This is a genomic window from Achromobacter pulmonis, from assembly GCF_002885955.2.
Taxonomy (GTDB): Bacteria; Pseudomonadota; Gammaproteobacteria; order Burkholderiales; family Burkholderiaceae_B; genus Achromobacter; species Achromobacter pulmonis_A.
Window position 1 is genome coordinate 430,176 of sequence record NZ_POQS01000003.1, and the last position, 17,047, is coordinate 447,222.

Below are 17,047 nucleotides of genomic sequence, written 5' to 3' on the forward strand. Positions count from 1 at the left end.
GCTGCAAGGTTCGATCAGGAGGTCCCGCCATGAAATTCACCAAATCCACCGAAGCCAAGGCCCAGGGCGACGCCGTGGTCTTCGTCATGGAACTGTCCGGCGTGCGCCGGCAGTTCGAAATATCGGGCGACGTGCTGCGCCGCCGCTTCGGCGCCCGCGACGACACGGCCGTCGAACTCCTGCATGCCTTCGAACAGGGGGCGGAAGCGATACGCGAGGCGGCGCGGGAGGCCCGCTCGGTGCCGGCCGACGGCCCCATCATGCTGGGCGCGGGGGATTTTCAGTAGATCTTCTCCGGACCCCCTGCGCCCTGGCGCGGAAAGACAAGTTGCAGACGGCATCTGCAAAGTGCCTGGCGCGGCGACGGCCCAAGATGCGGCTATCGGCATAGGCCAGCAACAAGCGGAGACCAGCGTGACGACAGTCGTGAAGTTCCATGAGACCGGGGGGCCGGAAGTCCTGCGTTTCGAACGGGCGGAGGTCGGCGACCCGGGGCCGGGCCAGGTACGGGTCCGGCATGAGGCGGTCGGCCTGAATTTCGCGGACACGTATTTCCGCAGCGGGATTTATCCCGTGCCGCTGCCCAGCGGTATCGGCAACGAGGCCTCGGGCGTGGTGCAGGCGGTGGGCGCGGGCGTCGAGGGGCTGAAGGCCGGCGACCGCATCACCTATACCGGCTTCACCAATACGCNTATCGGCAACGAGGCCTCGGGCGTGGTGCAGGCGGTGGGCGCGGGCGTCGAGGGGCTGAAGGCCGGCGACCGCATCACCTATACCGGCTTCACCAATACGCTGGGCGCCTACAGCACGGAACGGCTGCTGCCCGCGGCGGCGGCGATCAGGCTGCCGCAGGCCATCGGCTGCGTCACGGCGGCCTCGATGACGATGCGCGGCCTGACGGCGGCTTACCTGATGCGCAGGATCTATCCGTTCCAGGGCGGCGAAACCGTGCTGCTGCACGCCGCCGCCGGCGGGGTGGGGCTGATCGTGCTGCAATGGGCCAAGCTGCTGGGGCTGACGGTGATCGGCACGGTCTCCAGCGAGGCCAAGGCCGAACTTGCCCGCTCGTACGGGTGCGATCACATCATCGACTACAGCCGCGCAGACGTGGCCGCGCGGGTGCGCGAGATTACCGGCGGCGCGGGCGTCTCGGTGGTGTACGACAGCGTGGGCAAGGATACCTTCATGGCCTCGCTGGATTCGCTCAAGCGGCGCGGGCTGCTGGTGTGCGTGGGCACCGCCTCGGGCAAGATCCCGCCCTTCGATCCGGCGATCCTGGCGCGCAAGGGCTCGGCCTTCATCACCCGGCCGGGTTTGGCGGACTACATCGCGGACCCGGCGGAAAAGGCCGAGCTGGTCGAGGAGCTGTTCGGCCACGTGGCGGCCGGGCGCATCCGCATCGAGATCAATCAACGCTACGCGCTGGAGGACGCGGTGCAGGCGCACCGCGATCTGGAGGCGCGCCGGACCACCGGCTCGTCGGTCTTCGTGCTCTGATCCCTCACGCCATCAGGAATGCGCCCATGTCCAAGATCGTTCCGCTGTTCCGCGCCTGGCTGACCGCGCTCGCCGCGCTGGGGGCCGGCATGTCCGCGAGCCACGCCGGCCCCTGGCCGGACCAGCCCATCCGGGTCATCGTGCCCGCGCCGCCCGGCGGCATTTCGGACGGCGTGGCGCGCCTGGTCGGCGGGCAGCTGCAGGCCCGGCTCGGCCAGCCGGTGATCGTCGAGAACAAGCCGGGAGGCTCGGCCGTGGTGGCCGAGCGCGCCCTGATGGCCGCGCCGGCGGACGGCTACACGCTGATGATCGGGCCGTCGAGCCTGCTCACGGATTTTCCGCTCACGGTCAAGACGCCGTTCGATCCGATCAAGACCTTCACCTACGTGACGGATGTGGCCAGCATGGTGCACGTGCTGGTCGCCAACGCCAGCCTGCCGGCGAAATCCGTGCAGGAGGTGCTGGACCTGGCGCGCAAGGACCCCGAGGCGGTCAGCATCGCCAACCTCAGCGTGGGCACGCGTTCGGACATGCTGGGCGAGATGCTGCGCGAGAAAAGCGGCGGCAACATCCTGACCGTTCCGTACAAGGGCTCCACGCCCGCGCTGCTGGATGTGATGGGCGGCCAGGTGCAGCTGACGTTCGAAGTGGTCGGCAACGTGGCCTCGCAGGTGCGCTCCGGCAAGCTGCGGCCGCTGGGGCTGGCGGCGGCCAACCGTTCGACGCTGCTGCCCGACGTGCCCAGCCTGGCCGAACTGGGCTATCCGGAATTCGCGCTGCCCGAGGCCAGCGTCGGCGTTTTCGTGCTGAGCAGCATGCCCGAAGCGATGCGCAACCGCATCCGCGGCGAGGTGGAAAGCATCAAGCAGTCGGCCGAATTCGGCAAAATGCTGGCGTCGGCGGGCTATGAGGCGCCGCAGCCCGGCACGTACGAAGCGCTGCAGCGGAAGATGGCCGACACCATCGAGCAGAACCGCAAGCTCCTGCGGCGGCTGCGTCAGCCCGTGTCCGGCTGAGCGGCCGTCTGGCGTTGCGCCCGGCTTTCCTTGGCGCTGATGCCGAACTGCGTCTGGTACCAGCGCGAGAAACTGCTGGGCGCGTTAAAGCCCAGCATTTCCGCCACTTCGGTCAGCGAGCGGTTGCTTTCGTGCACGTAGCGCATCGCCAGTTCCCGGCGCAGGTCGTTGACCAGGTCGGAGAAGCGCTGGCGGCGGTCCGACAGGCGGCGCTGGATGGTGCGCGGCGCCACGCCCAGGTGGGCGGCGACGACTTCGATGCTGCACCGTCCGCTGGGCAGCAGCAGCAGGATGGCGCGGCGCACCTCGTCGGGCATGGCGGCGGGGCCGGCGGGCGCGGCCGCGTCGATGAGGCGCTGCGCATAGCGCACCATGGCCGGATCGGCATGCGGATTGCGCCGGTCCAGGTCGGATTGCGCGCAGACGATCCCGTTGAAGCCGCAGTCGAATTCGACATGCGGGCCGAAAAGCTGGGTATGCACGCCCAGGTTCGCGGGCGCGGCGTGCTCGAAACAGACGCGGCGCGGCATCCAGTCGGCGCCGAGCAGCTGGCGGATGGCACGGACCATGACGCCCAGGGCCAGCTCGACGCGCTGGCGGGTGGACTGGTGGGCGTTGCCGGCCATCAGCACTTCGCGGATCACCACCGTCGATCCCGTTTCTTCTATCGCCAGCGTCAGCGAGCCATTGAGCAGCGACTGGTAGCGCATCAGCATGGCGAGCGACTCGCGCAGGGTTTCCTGGTCGCGTATCAGCAGGCCGACGGCGCCCATGTTCGACAGCAGGCGCGAGCGCGCCATGCTCAGGCCGAAGCTTTCGTTGCCGGACGCGCGGGCCGACGCCTGCAGCAGGCGGCCGACGCACTCCACCGGAATCATCAGGTCGGGTTCGCTCAGCACGCTGGGGGGCAGGCCCGCATCCAGCAGCATCCGCGAGGGGTTCAGGCCGCAGGCGCTGGCGACTTCGCTGTAGTCGGTCAGGCAGGCGGCGCGGACTAGGGACGCCATTGCTTCATCTCATCGGCAGGAAATGCAAAACGTTTGTCATCTAATGGCAAGCGCGGATGGCCCATCGCGTCCACACTTGGCGTACCCGATTCTTCTTATATGGGACAAACCGCAAGTGACGCAAGAACTACGAGCTTTTCCGGCGGTGGTGCGCGCGACATCGCTCAGCCGGTCCATCCGTGTCGAAGCGCTGAGCTGCACCATAGGCGCGGAGCTGGGCAACGTCCACCTGGGCGCGGTGGCGCAGGACGATGACTTGCTGGAGGAGGTGCGCCGGCTGCTGCTGCAGCACAAGGTCGTGTTCTTCCGCGACCAGGACATCAGCCGCGCCGAGCACGTGGCGTTCGCCAGCCGTTTCGGCGAACTGGAGAATCATCCGGTGGTGGGCAGCCATCCGGACCATCCCGGCCTGTGCCAGATATACAAGACGCCGGACAGCCCGCCGGAGCGCCACGAGAATTCCTGGCACACCGACGCCACCTGGCGCGAGGCGCCGCCCATGGGCTGCGTGCTGCGCTGCGTGGAGTGTCCGCCGGTGGGCGGCGACACCATGTGGGCCAATATGGCGGAGGCCTACCGCCAGCTGCCCGAGGACATCAAGGCCAAGATCGCGCCGCTGCGCGCGCGCCACAGCATCGAAGCCAGCTTCGGCGCCGCCATGCCCATCGAGAAGCGGCTTGCGCTCAAGGCGCAGTACCCGGACGCCGAGCATCCGGTGGTGCGCACGCATCCGGAGACGGGCGAGCAGATCCTGTTCGTCAACGGCAGCTTCACCACGCATTTCACCAACTACAACACGCCGGCCAACGTGCGCTTCGGCCTGGACAAGGCGCCGGGCGCGTCCCAGCTGCTGAGCTATCTGGTCAGCCAGGCGATGATCCCGGAATACCAGGTGCGGTTCCGCTGGCGCAGGAACAGCGTGGCGTTCTGGGACAACCGCTCCACCCAGCATTACGCCGTCATGGACTATCCCCCCTGCCATCGCAAGATGGAGCGCACCGCCATCATCGGCCAGGCCCCTTTCTGAACGCCTCATGCAGACGACGAACTCTCCCACCATTCTGATCGTTCCCGGCCTGCGCGACCACGTCGCGGACCACTGGCAGACGCTGCTGGCGGCCGGGCTGTCCAAGGTGCGCAGCGTGGCGCCGCTGGAAACGCGCAAGCTCAGCCGCGCCGCGCGCGTCGAGGCGGTGGAGCGCGAGCTGGCCGCCATCGAAGGGCCGGTCGTCATCGTGGCCCACAGCGCGGGCGCCATGACGGTGGCGCACTGGGCGCAGCAGCCCACGCGCGCCATTCAGGGCGCGCTGCTGGCCACGCCCGCCGACCTGGAAACGCCCATGCCGGCGGGCTATCCCACGCTGGACGTGCTGCGGGAAAACGGCTGGACGCCCATTCCCATGGCGAAGCTGCCGTTTCCCAGCATCGTCGCGGCCAGCAGCAACGATCCGCTGACCACGCTGGAACGCGCGCGCGGCTTCGCCCGCGCCTGGGGCAGCCGGCTGGTGGAACTGGGGGCGGTCGGGCATCTCAATCCCGCGTCGGGCCACGGCGAGTGGCCGCAGGCCAGGGAACTGATCGCCGCGCTTTGCTGAAAAGGTCTAGCCGCGCAGGTTCTGCGCGCGCCAGCTGCTGGGCGTTTGCTGGAAGTGCTGGAAAAACCAGCGTGAAAACGAACTGACTTCGGAAAAGCCGGACAGCATGGCCACGTCGCCGATGCTCAGGCTGCCGTTTTTCAGCGACCTGACGGCGGTGCCGGCGCGCACCGCGTTGAGCGCGGTCTGGTAGTTGGTGCCTTCTTCTTCCAGCTGCCGTTGCAGCGACCGCGTGGTGTGCCCCAGCGTCTTGGCGACCTGGCCGATCTGGTGGTAGCCATGCGGCAGCAGCGACTGGATGGCGCTGCGCACCTGCTGCGCCAGCGACACCGCGGCGGCTTCGTCGGAGGGCTGCGGCGCCAGGAAGTGGCGCGCGTACCGTTCCATGGCGGGATCGTGGTCGGGATTGAGCCGCTGCAGGTCGTCGCGCGCCAGCACGATGCCGTCGAAATCCGAATTGAAGACCACGTTGCAGCGGAAGACGGCCTGGTGCCGGCCCAGGCTGGCCGGCGCGGCGTGCGTGAAGTGCACGCTGTCGGGCCGCCAGTCCCGGCCCAGCTGGTGGCGGCACAGGCTGAGCAGCGCCGCCAGGCCCAGCTCGGTCGGGTGCCGGCCAGGCAGGTCGCGTCCGGTGTCCAGGTTCAGCTGGACGATGGCCAGGCGCTCGTGCCGCACGACTTCCAGCGCCACGGTGCTGCTGAGCAGGTGCCGGTATTCGCGCATCGTGCGCAGCGCGCTGGCGAGGCTGGCCTGGTGCTGCAGCGCCAGGCTGATGGGGCCGAAGTCCGACAGGCGCCAGTCCGCGCCGATCAGCAGGCCCACGGGCGCGTCGCTGAATTCGGTGGCCGAGATTTCCAGCAGCGTGGCGAACGAGGCTTCCGGAACCCGGATGTCGTCCGCCTGCAGACAGAGCTGGTCCAGCCCCACCTTGTTCAGCATGCGCAAGGGATCGCGGCCCATGCTGCGGACCACGTGGGAATACTTCCTGATGCTGGCGTTGCGGACTCGGGGAATGGCGACGGACATGGCGTTATGGGCCGCGCGGGCCGGTGGTGACGGGAGGGGGATCGCTTGGCCGGTACATGGTAATGGCTGCGCATCGCCGCGTCGCATCGGGGTTTACCTTAGACGTCGCGATTGGCTAACAGGCTGGCGTCAACCGTCAATGGCGGGCGGCGCTCCTTGTCCCAGAATTTTTCCGGCAGGCAGCGCGTGACGCGCCGAAGAATTCAAGGAGACAGTGGTGGCCAAGGCAGTGCAGTTCGACCGCGTCGGCGGTCCCGACGTGCTCTATCTGAAAGACGTGGAGGTCGGCCAGCCCGGCCCCGGCGAAGCGCGCATCGCGCAGCGCGCCGTGGGGCTGAACTACGCCGACACGTATTTCCGTTCCGGCATCTATCCCGTGCCGCTGCCCAGCGGCATCGGCGTGGAGGCCGCCGGCGTCGTCACGGCGGTCGGGGCTGGGGTGACGAACGTCAAGGCGGGCGACCGGGTCACGTATACCGGCTTCACCAATACGCTGGGCGCATACAGCACCGAACGCATCGCGCCGGCCGCGCCGCTGATCCGGATTCCGGACGGCATCGATTTCGAGACCGCCGCCTGCATCACCATGCGCGGCCTGACCGCGGCCTACCTGATGCGCCGCATCCATGAGTTCCGCGCCGGACAGCAGATCCTGCTGCACGCCGCCGCCGGCGGGGTCGGGCTGATCGTGACGCAATGGGCCAAGCTGCTGGGCCTGACGGTGATAGGCACCACCTCGTCGCCGGAGAAGGCGGAGATCGCGCGGGCCCACGGCTGCGACCACGTCATCGGCTACGGCGAAGACCTGGCCGGGCGGGTCCGCGAGCTCACCGGCGGCGTTGGCGTGGACGTGGTGTTCGACAGCGTCGGCAGGGATACCTTCATGGCCTCGCTGGATTCGCTCAAGCGCCGCGGACTGATGGTCTGCGTGGGCACGGCCTCGGGCACCATCGAACCGTTCGATCCGCAGATCCTGGCGCGCAAGGGATCGCTCTATCTCACGCGGCCGGCGCTGGCGGACTACATCGCCGACCCGGCGGAAAAGCAGGCGCTGCTGGCCGAGCTGTTCGACCACGTGCAAAGCGGCCGCATCCGCATCGAGATCCGGAAGCGCTACGCGCTGGAGGAGGCGCAACAGGCGCATCGGGACCTGGAATCGCGCAAGACCATAGGCGCGTCGGTATTTGCCATAGAGCCGGAGGAGACATGAAAGTCGAGAAAATGACCTGCACCATCGGTGCGGAAGTGTCGGGCGTGAGCCTGGGCGACGCCGCGCGCAGCGCCGCGCTGGCCCAGGAGATCAAGGCGCTGCTGCTGCAGCACAAGGTGCTGTTCTTTCGCGATCAGCAGATCAGCCGGGCCGAGCATGTGGGCTTCGCCCGCCATTTCGGCGAACTCGAAGACCACCCGGTGGCCGGCAGCGATCCGGACCATCCCGGCCTGGTGCAGATCTACCGCAGCGACAAGCGCGAGAACTACGAGAACAGCTATCACACCGACGGCCAATGGCGCGAGCAGCCGCCGATGGGCTGCGTGCTGCGCTGCATAGAATGCCCGCCCGAAGGCGGCGACACGATCTGGGTGAACATGGTCGAGGCCTATCGCAACCTGCCCGGCGAGATCAAGGCCAGGATCGACAAGCTGAAGGTCAAGTGCAGCATCGAGCATTCGTTCGGCGCGGCCATGCCGGAAGAAAAGCGCCGCGCGCTGGCGCTGGAGCATCCCATGGTGGAGCACCCCGTGGTGCGCACCCATCCCGAGACCGGCGAGAAGATCCTGTACGTCTGCGGCTTCTCCACGCACTTCGCCAACTACCACACGCCCGAGAACGTGCGCTACGGGCAGGACAAGACGCCGGGCGCGAGCCTGTTGCTGAACTACCTGATCAGCCAGGCCGCGATCCCGGAGTACCAGGTGCGATTCCGCTGGCGGCCCAACAGCGTCGCCATGTGGGACAACCGCTGCACGCAGCATTACGCCGTGCAGGACTACTGGCCCGCGCCGCGCAAGATGGAGCGGGCCGCGATCATCGGCGATCGCCCGTATTGAAAATAAAAGACCGAGGAGACTACGCATGCGAGATGGACACACACCACGGCGCCAGGCCGTGGCGCTGGCGGGCGGCCTGCTGCTGACCTTGGCCCTGGCCGCAACCGCCTCGGCCGGGGCCGGCTGGACTTCCAAGCCGATCCGGCTGGTGGTGGGCGGCACGGCGGGCGGCAACGCCGACGTGCTGGCGCGCCTGCTGGCCGAGGGCCTGCACCAGAAGCTGGGCCAGCCCGTGGTGGTGGAGACCAAGCCCGGCGCGGCCGGGGTGCTGGCGGTCAACGACCTGATCGGCCACGGCCGCGACGGCTCGACCTTCCTGGTCATCCAGGGCGGCATCGTCACCGAGACGCCGCTGGCCTACAAGGTGAGCTACCAGCCTTTCGAGGACCTCAAGCCGCTGGCCCAGCTGAGCCGCACCGGCCTGGTGCTGGTGGCCAACAAGGACCTGCCGGTCAACGACGTGAAGCAGCTTGCGGCCTATGGCAAGCAGCAGGCCGACGGACTGACGTTCGCTTCATACGCCACCGGCATGCGCGGCCATACCTCGGGGATGGTGCTGGGGCAGCAGATGGGCGTGCAGATGCGGCACGTGGGCTACAAGGGATCGCCGCAGGGCCTGACCGACCTGATGGGCGGCCACATCCCGGTGATGATGGACGGCGTCACCACTTCATTGCCGCTGATCCAGGCCGGCAGCATCAAGGCCCTGGCGGTCAACTACCCCACGCGCGTCGCGGCGCTGCCGGACGTGCCGACCTTCAAGGAACTGGGCTACCAGGGACTGGCCGAGGCCGGCTGGTTTGGCGTGTGGTCGCATCCGGACGCGCCGGCCCAGGCGCAGCAGGCCATCCGCGAGATCTCGCTGCAATTCCTGGCGCAGCCGCAGATGCAGCAGAAGATCCGCGACATGGGCATGGAGCCCGGCGGCTCCGCCACGCCCGAAGCGCTGCAAGCCGAGCTGCGGGCTTCCTACCAGCACCAGCAGCAGGTGCTGAAGTCCATCGACTACCAGTCCCAGTAGTCGCACCGCGCCGGCCGGCCTGCCTGGCGGCAGGCCGGCTCCATGTTTGACGAACTCCAGGAGTGGCGTCATGAAGAACATGAAGTGGGCGGTGCTGTGCGCCGCCGCAGGAAGCGTGCACGCGGCGGGCAATCCGTCGAATACGTACGTGCAGGTATACGGCGTGGTGGACGTCGCTTTTTCCTCGTATTACGGGCAGGGCAACGGCACCCGCAATTCGCTGACCTCCGGCGGCAACCAGGTCAGCCGCATCGGCTTCAGGGGCAGGGAGGACCTGGGCGACGGCATGTATGCGGGCTTCGACCTGGAGGCCGGCCTGAACATCGACTCGGGCCAGGGGCAGCCGACCAACACCAACAACCTGCCCAGCGGCTCCGCCAAGGGCGCCATGGCGTTCAACCGCAAGTCGTACGTCTATGTGGGCGGCCGCTACGGCACGCTGCGCCTGGGCCGCGACTACACGCCAGCCTTCTGGAACCTGTTCGCCTACGACCCGTTCCGGGTCGGGGTGGGCATCGGCAGCCTGTCCACCCATGGCACGGGGGCGACCAGCTTTCGCGCCTCCAATAGCGTGGGCTATTTCTCGCCTGGCTGCGCCACCTTCAGCTGCAAGGGATTGTTCCTCCAGGCCATGCAGGCCTTCGGCGACAAGGAGAAGTTCGACGCCGGGCACGACGGCAACCTGCAGGGCATACGCGTGGGCTACGGCGGCAAGGGCTGGGATATCGCGGCGTCGATCGCGGTCACCAAGACCGCCAACGTCGGCAACTATACGCAGAGCAACATCGGCGCGTCGTACCAGTGGGGCGAGCACCGCCTCATGGTGCTGGCCGGCGAGAACCGGACCGGCGAACGCCTCGCGTCCATGGGCGACGCGGACCGCGTGCGCTACGGCCAGATCGGCGCCTGGATCGCGCTGGGGGCCGACTACATCCCGGTGAGCTTCACCTACCTGAAGCGCAACGACACGGCCGACAGCAGCGCGCGCAAATTCGCGGTGGGATACGTGCATGCGCTGTCGAAACGCACCGTGGTGTATGGAACCTATGCGTTCATCTCGAACGGCGGCATGCTGCGCCTGCCGGTCAGTTCCGGCTCGGAGCTGGGGCCGATCCCGCAGGCCGGAGGCCGCGCCTCCGGGATCGACCTGGGCATACGCCACGTGTTCTGAAGCGGCCGGGGCGGCACGCCAGCCCCGGCGGCGTTCAGGCGGTCTTGCGCAGGAAGCCCTGGTTGGCGCCGTTGCGGTTGGGCGCGAAGCCATTGGCGGCCAGGCTTTCCTCGACGCTGTCGTAGAACACGCCGATCTTGCTGATCTCGCGCGCCTCGCGGGCGGTGGCGATGGGCCGGCCGAACTCGCGCGCGATGCGCACCAGCTGTTCGATCTGCGAGGCCGTGCTGGCCTTGGCGCTGCGGTCCTGGTTCCACAGGCAGTCTTCGGTGCCGCAGCGCACGTGCAGCCCCATGGCGATGCCGAACATGTTGACCGGCAGCACGTTGCGCACGTTGCTCTCCACCGTCAGCACCGCGCCGTCGGGCACGGCGCGCACGAAATTGGACAGGCTGTAGATGCTGGGCGCGTCCATGCCGCCGCCGATGGCCACCCAGTTCATGACCAGCGGGCCCTTGTAGACGCCGCGGCGCATCAGGCGCTCGACCGATTCGAAGCTGTTGATGTTGTAGCACTGGAACGCGCTCTGGATGCCGGCCTTGTTCAGGCGCCGGATGTGCTCTTCGACCCAGCCGGGCTGCGCCGGCACGGTCATTTCCCTGTAGGCCTCGAAGATCGCCGGAATCTCGCGCGACGTGCCTTTGAAATCGGCGTCCTCGGCCTGTTCGGTCACGTTCATCTGCGACGTGTTGACGGTGACCGTGACCTGGTCGGGCTTGGGATCGAGTTCGGCCAGCATGTGGCGCGTGTCGTCGGACAGCCACTTGGCGGCGTCACCCTCGTTCTCGGGGGCGAAGCTGATCGAGCCGCCCACCTGGATGATCATTTCGGGCACGGCCTTGCGCACGCCGGCGATCAGTTCATTGAACTTGGAAAGGCGCTTGGAGCCCTTGCCGTCCAGCTCGCGCACGTGCAGATGCAGCACGGTGGCGCCGGCGTTGTAGGCGTCGACCGCCTTCTGCACCTGCGCTTCCATGGTCACCGGAATTTCTTCCGGAAAGTCCGACGGCAGCCAGCCGGGCGCGTACGGGGCGGCGGTGATGATCAGGGGTTGCTGGTTCTCGGGGAATAGATGGCCATCCAGGAAATTCACGTCAGTCTCCTCGCGACATATGGGCTGTGCCGGCCCGGGCATGGGCTGTGGCGGCCAGCGTTGGTAGGCGTCACGGTTGAACTGTAGATTTCATTGCGCGCGCGCTGCTATGCGGATTGCACCGGCGAATTGTCATATCGCGACAAGCGGAGCGTGCGATGGCTTTTCCCTGGGGGCCTCAGTCGTCCAGCGCCGGCACGGTGCCGATCTGCGCCAGGATGCGCGGCGATTCCATGTCGCCGGTTTCCTTGTCCACCAGGACTTCATAGGCGGCCACGCCGGCGAATTTGGAGGCCATGGCGTTGGCGATCCGGATGGCGCCGAATTCGCTGCTGGCGGGGCGGATTTCTCCCGGCGCCACGCCGCCGGCGGCGGCGCGATAGGGAACGACGATGTATTGGACGAGATGAGCGGCTTCTGACACAGGACTCTCCTGGACGGCAGTTTTCGGGCGAGCGAAATGTATCACGAGATACTGGTTTTTTGTACAGTAATTTTTAGGCCGATACGTCCTGTTTTCAAGCGTGCTGTGGGAAAACCCTTAGCTGCGGGCGTTGTACTGTTCCATCGAACTGCCTAATATTTTCGAAAATCCTGTTCTTTTATAAAAGAGGCTAGGGATGGAAGCGAAACGCTACGACGCCTACCGCGAAAACGTGGCCGGGCGCGCCAATGTCGCCGACTCGCCCGAGCGGCTGGCCTATTACGCCGAACTGGCGCGTCTGGAGACGGGCGCGCTGTGGACGGTGGCCAACAAGATCGAACCCTGGGCGCCGCGCTCGGCCTCGGTGCCGGTGGTGTGGCGTTATCGCGATCTGCGCGGCCACGTGCTGCGTTCGGCCGAGCTAGTGTCGCCCGAAGAGGCGGGCCGGCGCGTGATCTACCTCAACAATCCGGGCCGCCGCGACGTGGCGGCGGCGGTGGGCTGGCTGTATTCCGGCCTGCAGGTGATGCGGCCGGGCGAACTGGCCTCGGCGCACGCGCATTCGCATTCGGCGCTGCGCTTCATCATGGAAGGCCGCGGCGCGTACACGGTGGTCGACGGCCACAAGATGACGCTGGGCGCCAACGATTTCGTGCTCACGCCCAACGGCACCTGGCACGAGCACGGCGTGGCCGAGGACGGCACCACCTGCATCTGGCAGGACGGCCTGGACATTCCGCTGGTCAACGCGCTGGAGGCGGGCTTCTACGCGGTGCATCCCGACCTGAACCAGGCCGTCACGCATCCGGTGGACGACACCAGCGGCGCCTGGGGCGGCGTGGCCCTGCGTCCGCAGGTGTCGGGCTGGACCAAGCCGTATTCGCCGCTGTTCAAGTACGAATGGGAGCCCACCTACGAGGCCTTGCGCCGCTACGCGCGCACGGCCGCCGGCAGCCCCTACGACGGCATCCTGCTGGAATACGTGAACCCGGCCACCGGCGGCCCGGTCATGCCCACCATCGGCGCCAGCATGCAGATGCTGCGGCCCGGCGAGCACACCAGGGCGCACCGCCATACCGGCAGCTTCATCTACCAGGTGGCCAAGGGCAGCGGCTTTTCGGTCATCGACGGCAAGCGCTACGACTGGACCGAGCGCGACATCTTCTGCGTGCCGTCCTGGGCCGTCCACGAGCACGCCAATCTTTCGTCCAACGACGACGCCTGCCTGTTCTGTTTCAACGACCTGCCCGTGATGAAGTCGCTGGCGCTGTACCGCGAGGAAGCGCTGAGCGACAACGACGGCAGGCAAAAGCTGGTCTAGGCACTTTCGATTTTCCCTTCCCGACTCTTGGAGCATTTATGCGCTTGGTAACGTTTCGCGCCCATCCCACCGCGGCCGCCCGGCTCGGCGCGCTGGCCGACGGCTATGTGGTGGACCTGGCCCTGCTGGGGCGGCATGCGGGCGTGGAGCTGCCCGCCGACATGCTGGAATTCATCGACCTGGGGCCGGCCGCCGTGGCGCAGGCTTCGAAGCTGCTGGAAGCGCATCGCCGCGCATGGCCGGTGGGCGCCGCGCTGCCGCAGGAAAACGTCAAGCTGCTGGCGCCGATTCCGCGCCCGCGCAAGAACATCTTCGGCATCGGCCTGAACTACGTGGAGCACGTGGCCGAGTCCAGCCGCACGCTGGACACCTCGGCCGACCTGCCCAAGCAGCCGGTCATCTTTTCCAAGCCGCCCACCGCCGTCATCGGCCCGGGCGACGCGATCGAGCACAACGCCAGGATCACGCAGCAGCTGGACTGGGAAGTCGAGCTGGCCGTCATCATGGGCCGGCGCGCCTCGCGCGTGGCCGAGGCCGACGCCTTGTCCTACGTGTTCGGCTACAGCGTAATGCTGGACATGAGCGCGCGCGACTGCCGCCGCGCCGGCCAGTGGATCTACTCCAAGGGCCAGGACACCTACGCGCCGTTCGGCCCCTGCATCGTCACCGCCGACGAAATCCCGGATCCGCAGGTGCTGGACCTATGGCTGACGGTCAACGGCGAAAAGAAGCAGGGCTCCAATACCCGCCACATGCTGTTCAAGGTGCCGTTCCTGATTTCCGACATCAGCGCCGGCATCACGCTGGAACCGGGCGACATCATCGCCACCGGCACGCCGGAAGGCGTGGGCGCGGGCCGCAAGCCGCAGGAATGGCTGTGGCCGGGCGACGTGGTCGAGGCCTGCGTGGAAGGCATCGGCACGCTGCGCCATCCGGTGGTGGCGGTGTAGCGCCGCGCCGCCGCCGGGAGCCGATCTTGAAGCCGAGAATCAAAACCTTCCTCGAGGATGAGCCCGGGCCCGACGGAACCTTCGGCGTCGAGGAAATCACGCTGTCCGAGCAGGTCTATCGCCAATTGCGGCGCGACATCATGGCCGGGGCCTACGCGCCCGGCCAGTCGCTGCGGCTGGCCTTGCTCCGGCAGCGCTACGGCAGCAGCTTTTCGCCGATCCGCGAAGCGCTGAACCGGCTGCGCAGCGAGCGCATGGTGGTGGCGACCACCTCGCGCGGCTTTCGCGTCGCGCCGCTGTCGGTCGAGGAACTGTGGGACGCCTGCGAGACCCGCATCCTGATCGACTGCGACGCCTTGCGGCGCTCGCTGGCCCATGCCGGCGACGCCTGGGAGGCGCGCCTGGTGGGGGCATACCATGCGTTGACGCTGGCCGCGCGGCGCGCGGCCGAGCCGGCCATGCCCGATCCGGAGCGCGAGGACGCGCTCGAAGCCCGGCACCAGGAATTCCACCACGCGCTCATCGGCGCCTGCCGCTCGCCCTGGCTGCTGGACCTGTCGGCGCAGCTGTACGCGCAGACCGAGCGCTACCGCCGGCCGGCGCGCGCCGGCGTCACGGCCTACGGCCCGCAGCGCGACGTGGACCAGGAGCACCAGCTGCTGCTGCAGGCCGCGCTCTCGCGCGACGCCGACCGGGCGGTCGCGGCGCTGGCCGGGCATTACCGCGAGACCGCGCGCTTCATCGAACAGGTGCTGACGCGGGCCGACAGGCAGGCGGCCAGCGCCTGATGGCGTAAGCTTGCCGTCCATGGCCGATCTCAAACTCCTGGAAGACCTGATCGCGCTGGCGCGCACCGGCAGCTTCGTGCGCGCCGCCGAACTGCGCCACGTGACCCATCCCGCCTTCGGCAGGCGTATCCGCGCGCTGGAGGCCTGGGCCGGCGCGCCGCTGGTCGAGCGCCAGCGCCTGCCCGTGGTCCTGACCGCCGAAGGCGAGGCGCTGCTGAAAACGGCGGTCCAGGTGGTCGAGCAGATGGGGCAGGTGCGCCACCGCATCCGCAGCTCGGGCGCGGGCGGCGAGGCGGTGCTGCGCATCGCCACCGGCCGCAGCCTGGCCCGCACCCTGGTGGCCGACTGGATCGCGCGGCTGCGGCTGCGCGCGCCCAAGGTGCTGGCCGAAGGCGTCCAGGTGGAGCTGTCCACCGGCATGATGCAGGACATGGCGGCCCGGCTGGAGCAGGGCAGGGTCGACCTGCTGTGCTGCTACGAGCATCCGGCGCTGTCGGTGCAGCTCAGCCCCGGGCGCTACCGCTACATGACCCTGGGCACCGACAAGCTGGTGCCGGTGAGCCAGGCCGATACGCGCGGCCGCGCCCGCTACGCGCTGCAGGAAGGCGGGCAGGCCGCGCCGCTGATCACTTATGCCGGCGGCCTGGCGATGGAGCGCATCGTCGGCGACCGGCTGGAGACCACGCCTTATTCGCTGACGCCGTTCCTGCGCAGCGACTCGCTGGACGCCGCGCACGGCGCGGTCGCCAAGGGGCTGGGCGTGGCCTGGCTGCCCTGGTCCATGGTGGCGGCCGACTGCCGCCGCGGCGCGCTGGCGGCCCTGGGCGGGCGCAGCGACGAGATCGCGTTCGAGGTGCGGCTGTACCGGCCGCGCGCGCGGCTGACCGAGCTGGCCGAAGCGGTCTGGCAGGCCACCGCGAACCGCAAGGCCTGAGCCGACGCCGGGCGCGGCCACAGGCTGAATCGGCACGCCAATGTGCCGTCTTGGCACGGGTGCCACGCGCCGGGAGCCCGAGAATACCCTTTCATACCTAACGAGACGGCGCCGCCGTCCACGCCAGCACCCAGGGAGAAAACCATGAAATCCGTCCAGCATCCGCTGCGCGGCGCGCTTGCCGCGCTCTGTGCCGCCGCCGCCCTAGCCGTTGCCCCGTCTGCCCACGCCGAATACCCCGACCGCGCCATTTCGCTGGTGGTCGGTTATCCGGCCGGCGGCAGCGTGGACCTGACCGCGCGCCTGTTCGGCGAAGAACTGGCCAAGCGCCTGGGCCAGAGCGTGGTGATCGAGAACGTGGGCGGCGCCGGCGGCACCATCGGCGCGCAGCGCGTGGCGCGCGCCGCGCCCGACGGCTACACGCTGCTGCTGGGCTCGACCAATGAAATGGTGATCGCGCGCATGATCAACAGCGCGGTGAAGTACGACAGCGTGAAGGATTTTTCGGCGCTGGGCGTGATCGCCTCGCAGCCCATGCTGCTGGCTGCCAGCAAGAACGCCGGCGTCAAGACCGCGGCCGAGTACCTGCAAAAGCTGCGCGGCGCCGCGCCCGGCAGCTACAACTACGGCTCGTCGGGCGTGGGCACGACGCTGCACCTGGCCGGCGAGATGATCAACCAGTCCACCGGCACGCGCGCCGAGCACGTGCCTTACCGCGGCGTGGCGCCGCTGGTGACCGACCTGATGAGCGGCCAGCTGGACTACGGCATGCTGGTGCTGTCCTCGGGCCTGCCGCAGGTGCGCGGCGACAAGATCGTGGCGCTGGGCGTGACCGAGAAAAAGCGCTCGCCGGTGGCGCCGGACCTGCCGGCGCTGGCCGAGACGCCGGGCTTCGAATCGGTCGACATCAGCGTCTGGTTCGCGCTCTACGGCCCCGCTGGCCTGCCCGAGCCGGTGGCCGCCAAGCTGCGCGGCGCGCTGGCCGAGACGCTGAAGTCGGAACAGTTCCGCGCCAAGATGCAGGAAGCCGGCGGCCAGCTGGCGCAGCCCGGCCTGGACCCGGTGGCCTACCAGGCCGATGAAACCAGGAAGTACGGCGCGCTGGTCAAGGCCGCCAAGATCGAAGCCCAGTAACCAACCGGGCGCAGCACCGCA

Annotated in this window: 18 protein-coding genes; 14 read left to right on the forward strand and 4 right to left on the reverse strand. The window is 68.3% G+C overall.

The genetic code is table 11. The annotated features are described in order from the left end of the window. Window positions 1-29 precede the first annotated feature (29 nt). From C1I89_RS13290 to C1I89_RS13300, 3 genes are all read left to right on the forward strand, one after another. A complete protein-coding gene (locus C1I89_RS13290) occupies window positions 30-287 on the forward strand; it encodes a DUF1488 family protein (protein ID WP_102773244.1) in 258 nt (85 codons plus the stop codon). Between the two features lie 127 nt (window positions 288-414). Then, a complete protein-coding gene (locus C1I89_RS13295) occupies window positions 415-1,497 on the forward strand; it encodes a quinone oxidoreductase family protein (RefSeq protein WP_102773245.1) in 1,083 nt (360 codons plus the stop codon). A 26-nt stretch (window positions 1,498-1,523) separates the two neighbouring features. Continuing rightward, window positions 1,524-2,513: a Bug family tripartite tricarboxylate transporter substrate binding protein gene (locus C1I89_RS13300; RefSeq protein ID WP_258231423.1), complete on the forward strand. Its 990-nt coding sequence runs from the start codon at window positions 1,524-1,526 to the stop codon at window positions 2,511-2,513. On the opposite strand, the gene C1I89_RS13305 is transcribed toward C1I89_RS13300, so the two are convergent. Beyond that, complete coding sequence (locus C1I89_RS13305; RefSeq protein WP_102773246.1) at window positions 2,495-3,520, reverse strand: AraC family transcriptional regulator; 1,026 nt, start codon at window positions 3,518-3,520, stop codon at window positions 2,495-2,497. The two genes, C1I89_RS13300 and C1I89_RS13305, sit on opposite strands and share 19 nt — an antisense overlap. Window positions 3,521-3,695: 175 nt before the next feature. Between C1I89_RS13305 and C1I89_RS13310 the strand changes: the two genes are divergently transcribed. Together C1I89_RS13310 and C1I89_RS13315 are read left to right on the forward strand one after the other, a co-directional pair. After that, window positions 3,696-4,547 carry a TauD/TfdA family dioxygenase gene (locus C1I89_RS13310; RefSeq protein ID WP_181390962.1) on the forward strand — a complete coding sequence of 284 codons (852 nt, stop codon included), beginning with the start codon at window positions 3,696-3,698 and terminating at the stop codon, window positions 4,545-4,547. 7 nt (window positions 4,548-4,554) lie between these two features. After that, the gene (locus C1I89_RS13315; protein ID WP_102773248.1) at window positions 4,555-5,115 is read left to right on the forward strand and encodes an RBBP9/YdeN family alpha/beta hydrolase; all 561 of its coding nucleotides are present in this window, start codon (window positions 4,555-4,557) and stop codon (window positions 5,113-5,115) included. 6 nt (window positions 5,116-5,121) lie between these two features. On the opposite strand, the gene C1I89_RS13320 is transcribed toward C1I89_RS13315, so the two are convergent. Further along, the gene (locus tag C1I89_RS13320) at window positions 5,122-6,141 is read right to left on the reverse strand and encodes an AraC family transcriptional regulator (RefSeq protein ID WP_102773249.1); all 1,020 of its coding nucleotides are present in this window, start codon (window positions 6,139-6,141) and stop codon (window positions 5,122-5,124) included. A 217-nt stretch (window positions 6,142-6,358) separates the two neighbouring features. On the opposite strand from C1I89_RS13320, the gene C1I89_RS13325 reads away from it, so the two are divergent. The 4 genes from C1I89_RS13325 (at window position 6,359) to C1I89_RS13340 (ending at window position 10,382) form a co-directional block, all read left to right on the forward strand. Then, window positions 6,359-7,351 carry a quinone oxidoreductase family protein gene (locus C1I89_RS13325; RefSeq protein WP_102773250.1) on the forward strand — a complete coding sequence of 331 codons (993 nt, stop codon included), beginning with the start codon at window positions 6,359-6,361 and terminating at the stop codon, window positions 7,349-7,351. Next, window positions 7,348-8,190: a TauD/TfdA dioxygenase family protein gene (locus C1I89_RS13330; RefSeq protein WP_102773251.1), complete on the forward strand. Its 843-nt coding sequence runs from the start codon at window positions 7,348-7,350 to the stop codon at window positions 8,188-8,190. Before C1I89_RS13325 ends, C1I89_RS13330 begins: the two co-directional genes overlap by 4 nt. Window positions 8,191-8,215: 25 nt before the next feature. Beyond that, window positions 8,216-9,211 (forward strand): tripartite tricarboxylate transporter substrate binding protein, encoded by a 996-nt coding sequence (locus C1I89_RS13335; RefSeq protein WP_102773252.1) that lies wholly within the window; start codon window positions 8,216-8,218, stop codon window positions 9,209-9,211. Between the two features lie 70 nt (window positions 9,212-9,281). Further along, window positions 9,282-10,382: a porin gene (locus tag C1I89_RS13340; RefSeq protein ID WP_258231424.1), complete on the forward strand. Its 1,101-nt coding sequence runs from the start codon at window positions 9,282-9,284 to the stop codon at window positions 10,380-10,382. 34 nt (window positions 10,383-10,416) lie between these two features. Here C1I89_RS13340 and C1I89_RS13345 read toward each other — a convergent pair whose 3' ends face one another. Continuing rightward, window positions 10,417-11,475 carry a 3-keto-5-aminohexanoate cleavage protein gene (locus C1I89_RS13345; RefSeq protein WP_102773253.1) on the reverse strand — a complete coding sequence of 353 codons (1,059 nt, stop codon included), beginning with the start codon at window positions 11,473-11,475 and terminating at the stop codon, window positions 10,417-10,419. Between the two features lie 178 nt (window positions 11,476-11,653). After that, window positions 11,654-11,899, reverse strand: a complete 246-nt coding sequence (locus C1I89_RS13350) for a hypothetical protein (protein ID WP_102773254.1) — start codon at window positions 11,897-11,899, stop codon at window positions 11,654-11,656. 196 nt (window positions 11,900-12,095) lie between these two features. Here C1I89_RS13350 and C1I89_RS13355 point away from each other — a divergent pair, with 196 nt between their 5' ends. The 5 genes from C1I89_RS13355 to C1I89_RS13375 all read left to right on the forward strand — a co-directional run bounded on the left by C1I89_RS13355 (window position 12,096) and on the right by C1I89_RS13375 (window position 17,026). Then, window positions 12,096-13,220 carry a cupin domain-containing protein gene (locus C1I89_RS13355; RefSeq protein WP_102773255.1) on the forward strand — a complete coding sequence of 375 codons (1,125 nt, stop codon included), beginning with the start codon at window positions 12,096-12,098 and terminating at the stop codon, window positions 13,218-13,220. Between the two features lie 38 nt (window positions 13,221-13,258). Continuing rightward, a complete protein-coding gene (locus tag C1I89_RS13360; RefSeq protein WP_102773256.1) occupies window positions 13,259-14,170 on the forward strand; it encodes a fumarylacetoacetate hydrolase family protein in 912 nt (303 codons plus the stop codon). 26 nt (window positions 14,171-14,196) lie between these two features. Further along, window positions 14,197-14,958: a GntR family transcriptional regulator gene (locus C1I89_RS13365; RefSeq protein WP_102773257.1), complete on the forward strand. Its 762-nt coding sequence runs from the start codon at window positions 14,197-14,199 to the stop codon at window positions 14,956-14,958. Between the two features lie 19 nt (window positions 14,959-14,977). After that, window positions 14,978-15,892 carry a LysR family transcriptional regulator gene (locus C1I89_RS13370; RefSeq protein ID WP_102773258.1) on the forward strand — a complete coding sequence of 305 codons (915 nt, stop codon included), beginning with the start codon at window positions 14,978-14,980 and terminating at the stop codon, window positions 15,890-15,892. Between the two features lie 144 nt (window positions 15,893-16,036). Beyond that, window positions 16,037-17,026 carry a Bug family tripartite tricarboxylate transporter substrate binding protein gene (locus C1I89_RS13375; RefSeq protein ID WP_102773259.1) on the forward strand — a complete coding sequence of 330 codons (990 nt, stop codon included), beginning with the start codon at window positions 16,037-16,039 and terminating at the stop codon, window positions 17,024-17,026. The last annotated feature ends 21 nt before the right edge of the window (window positions 17,027-17,047 follow it).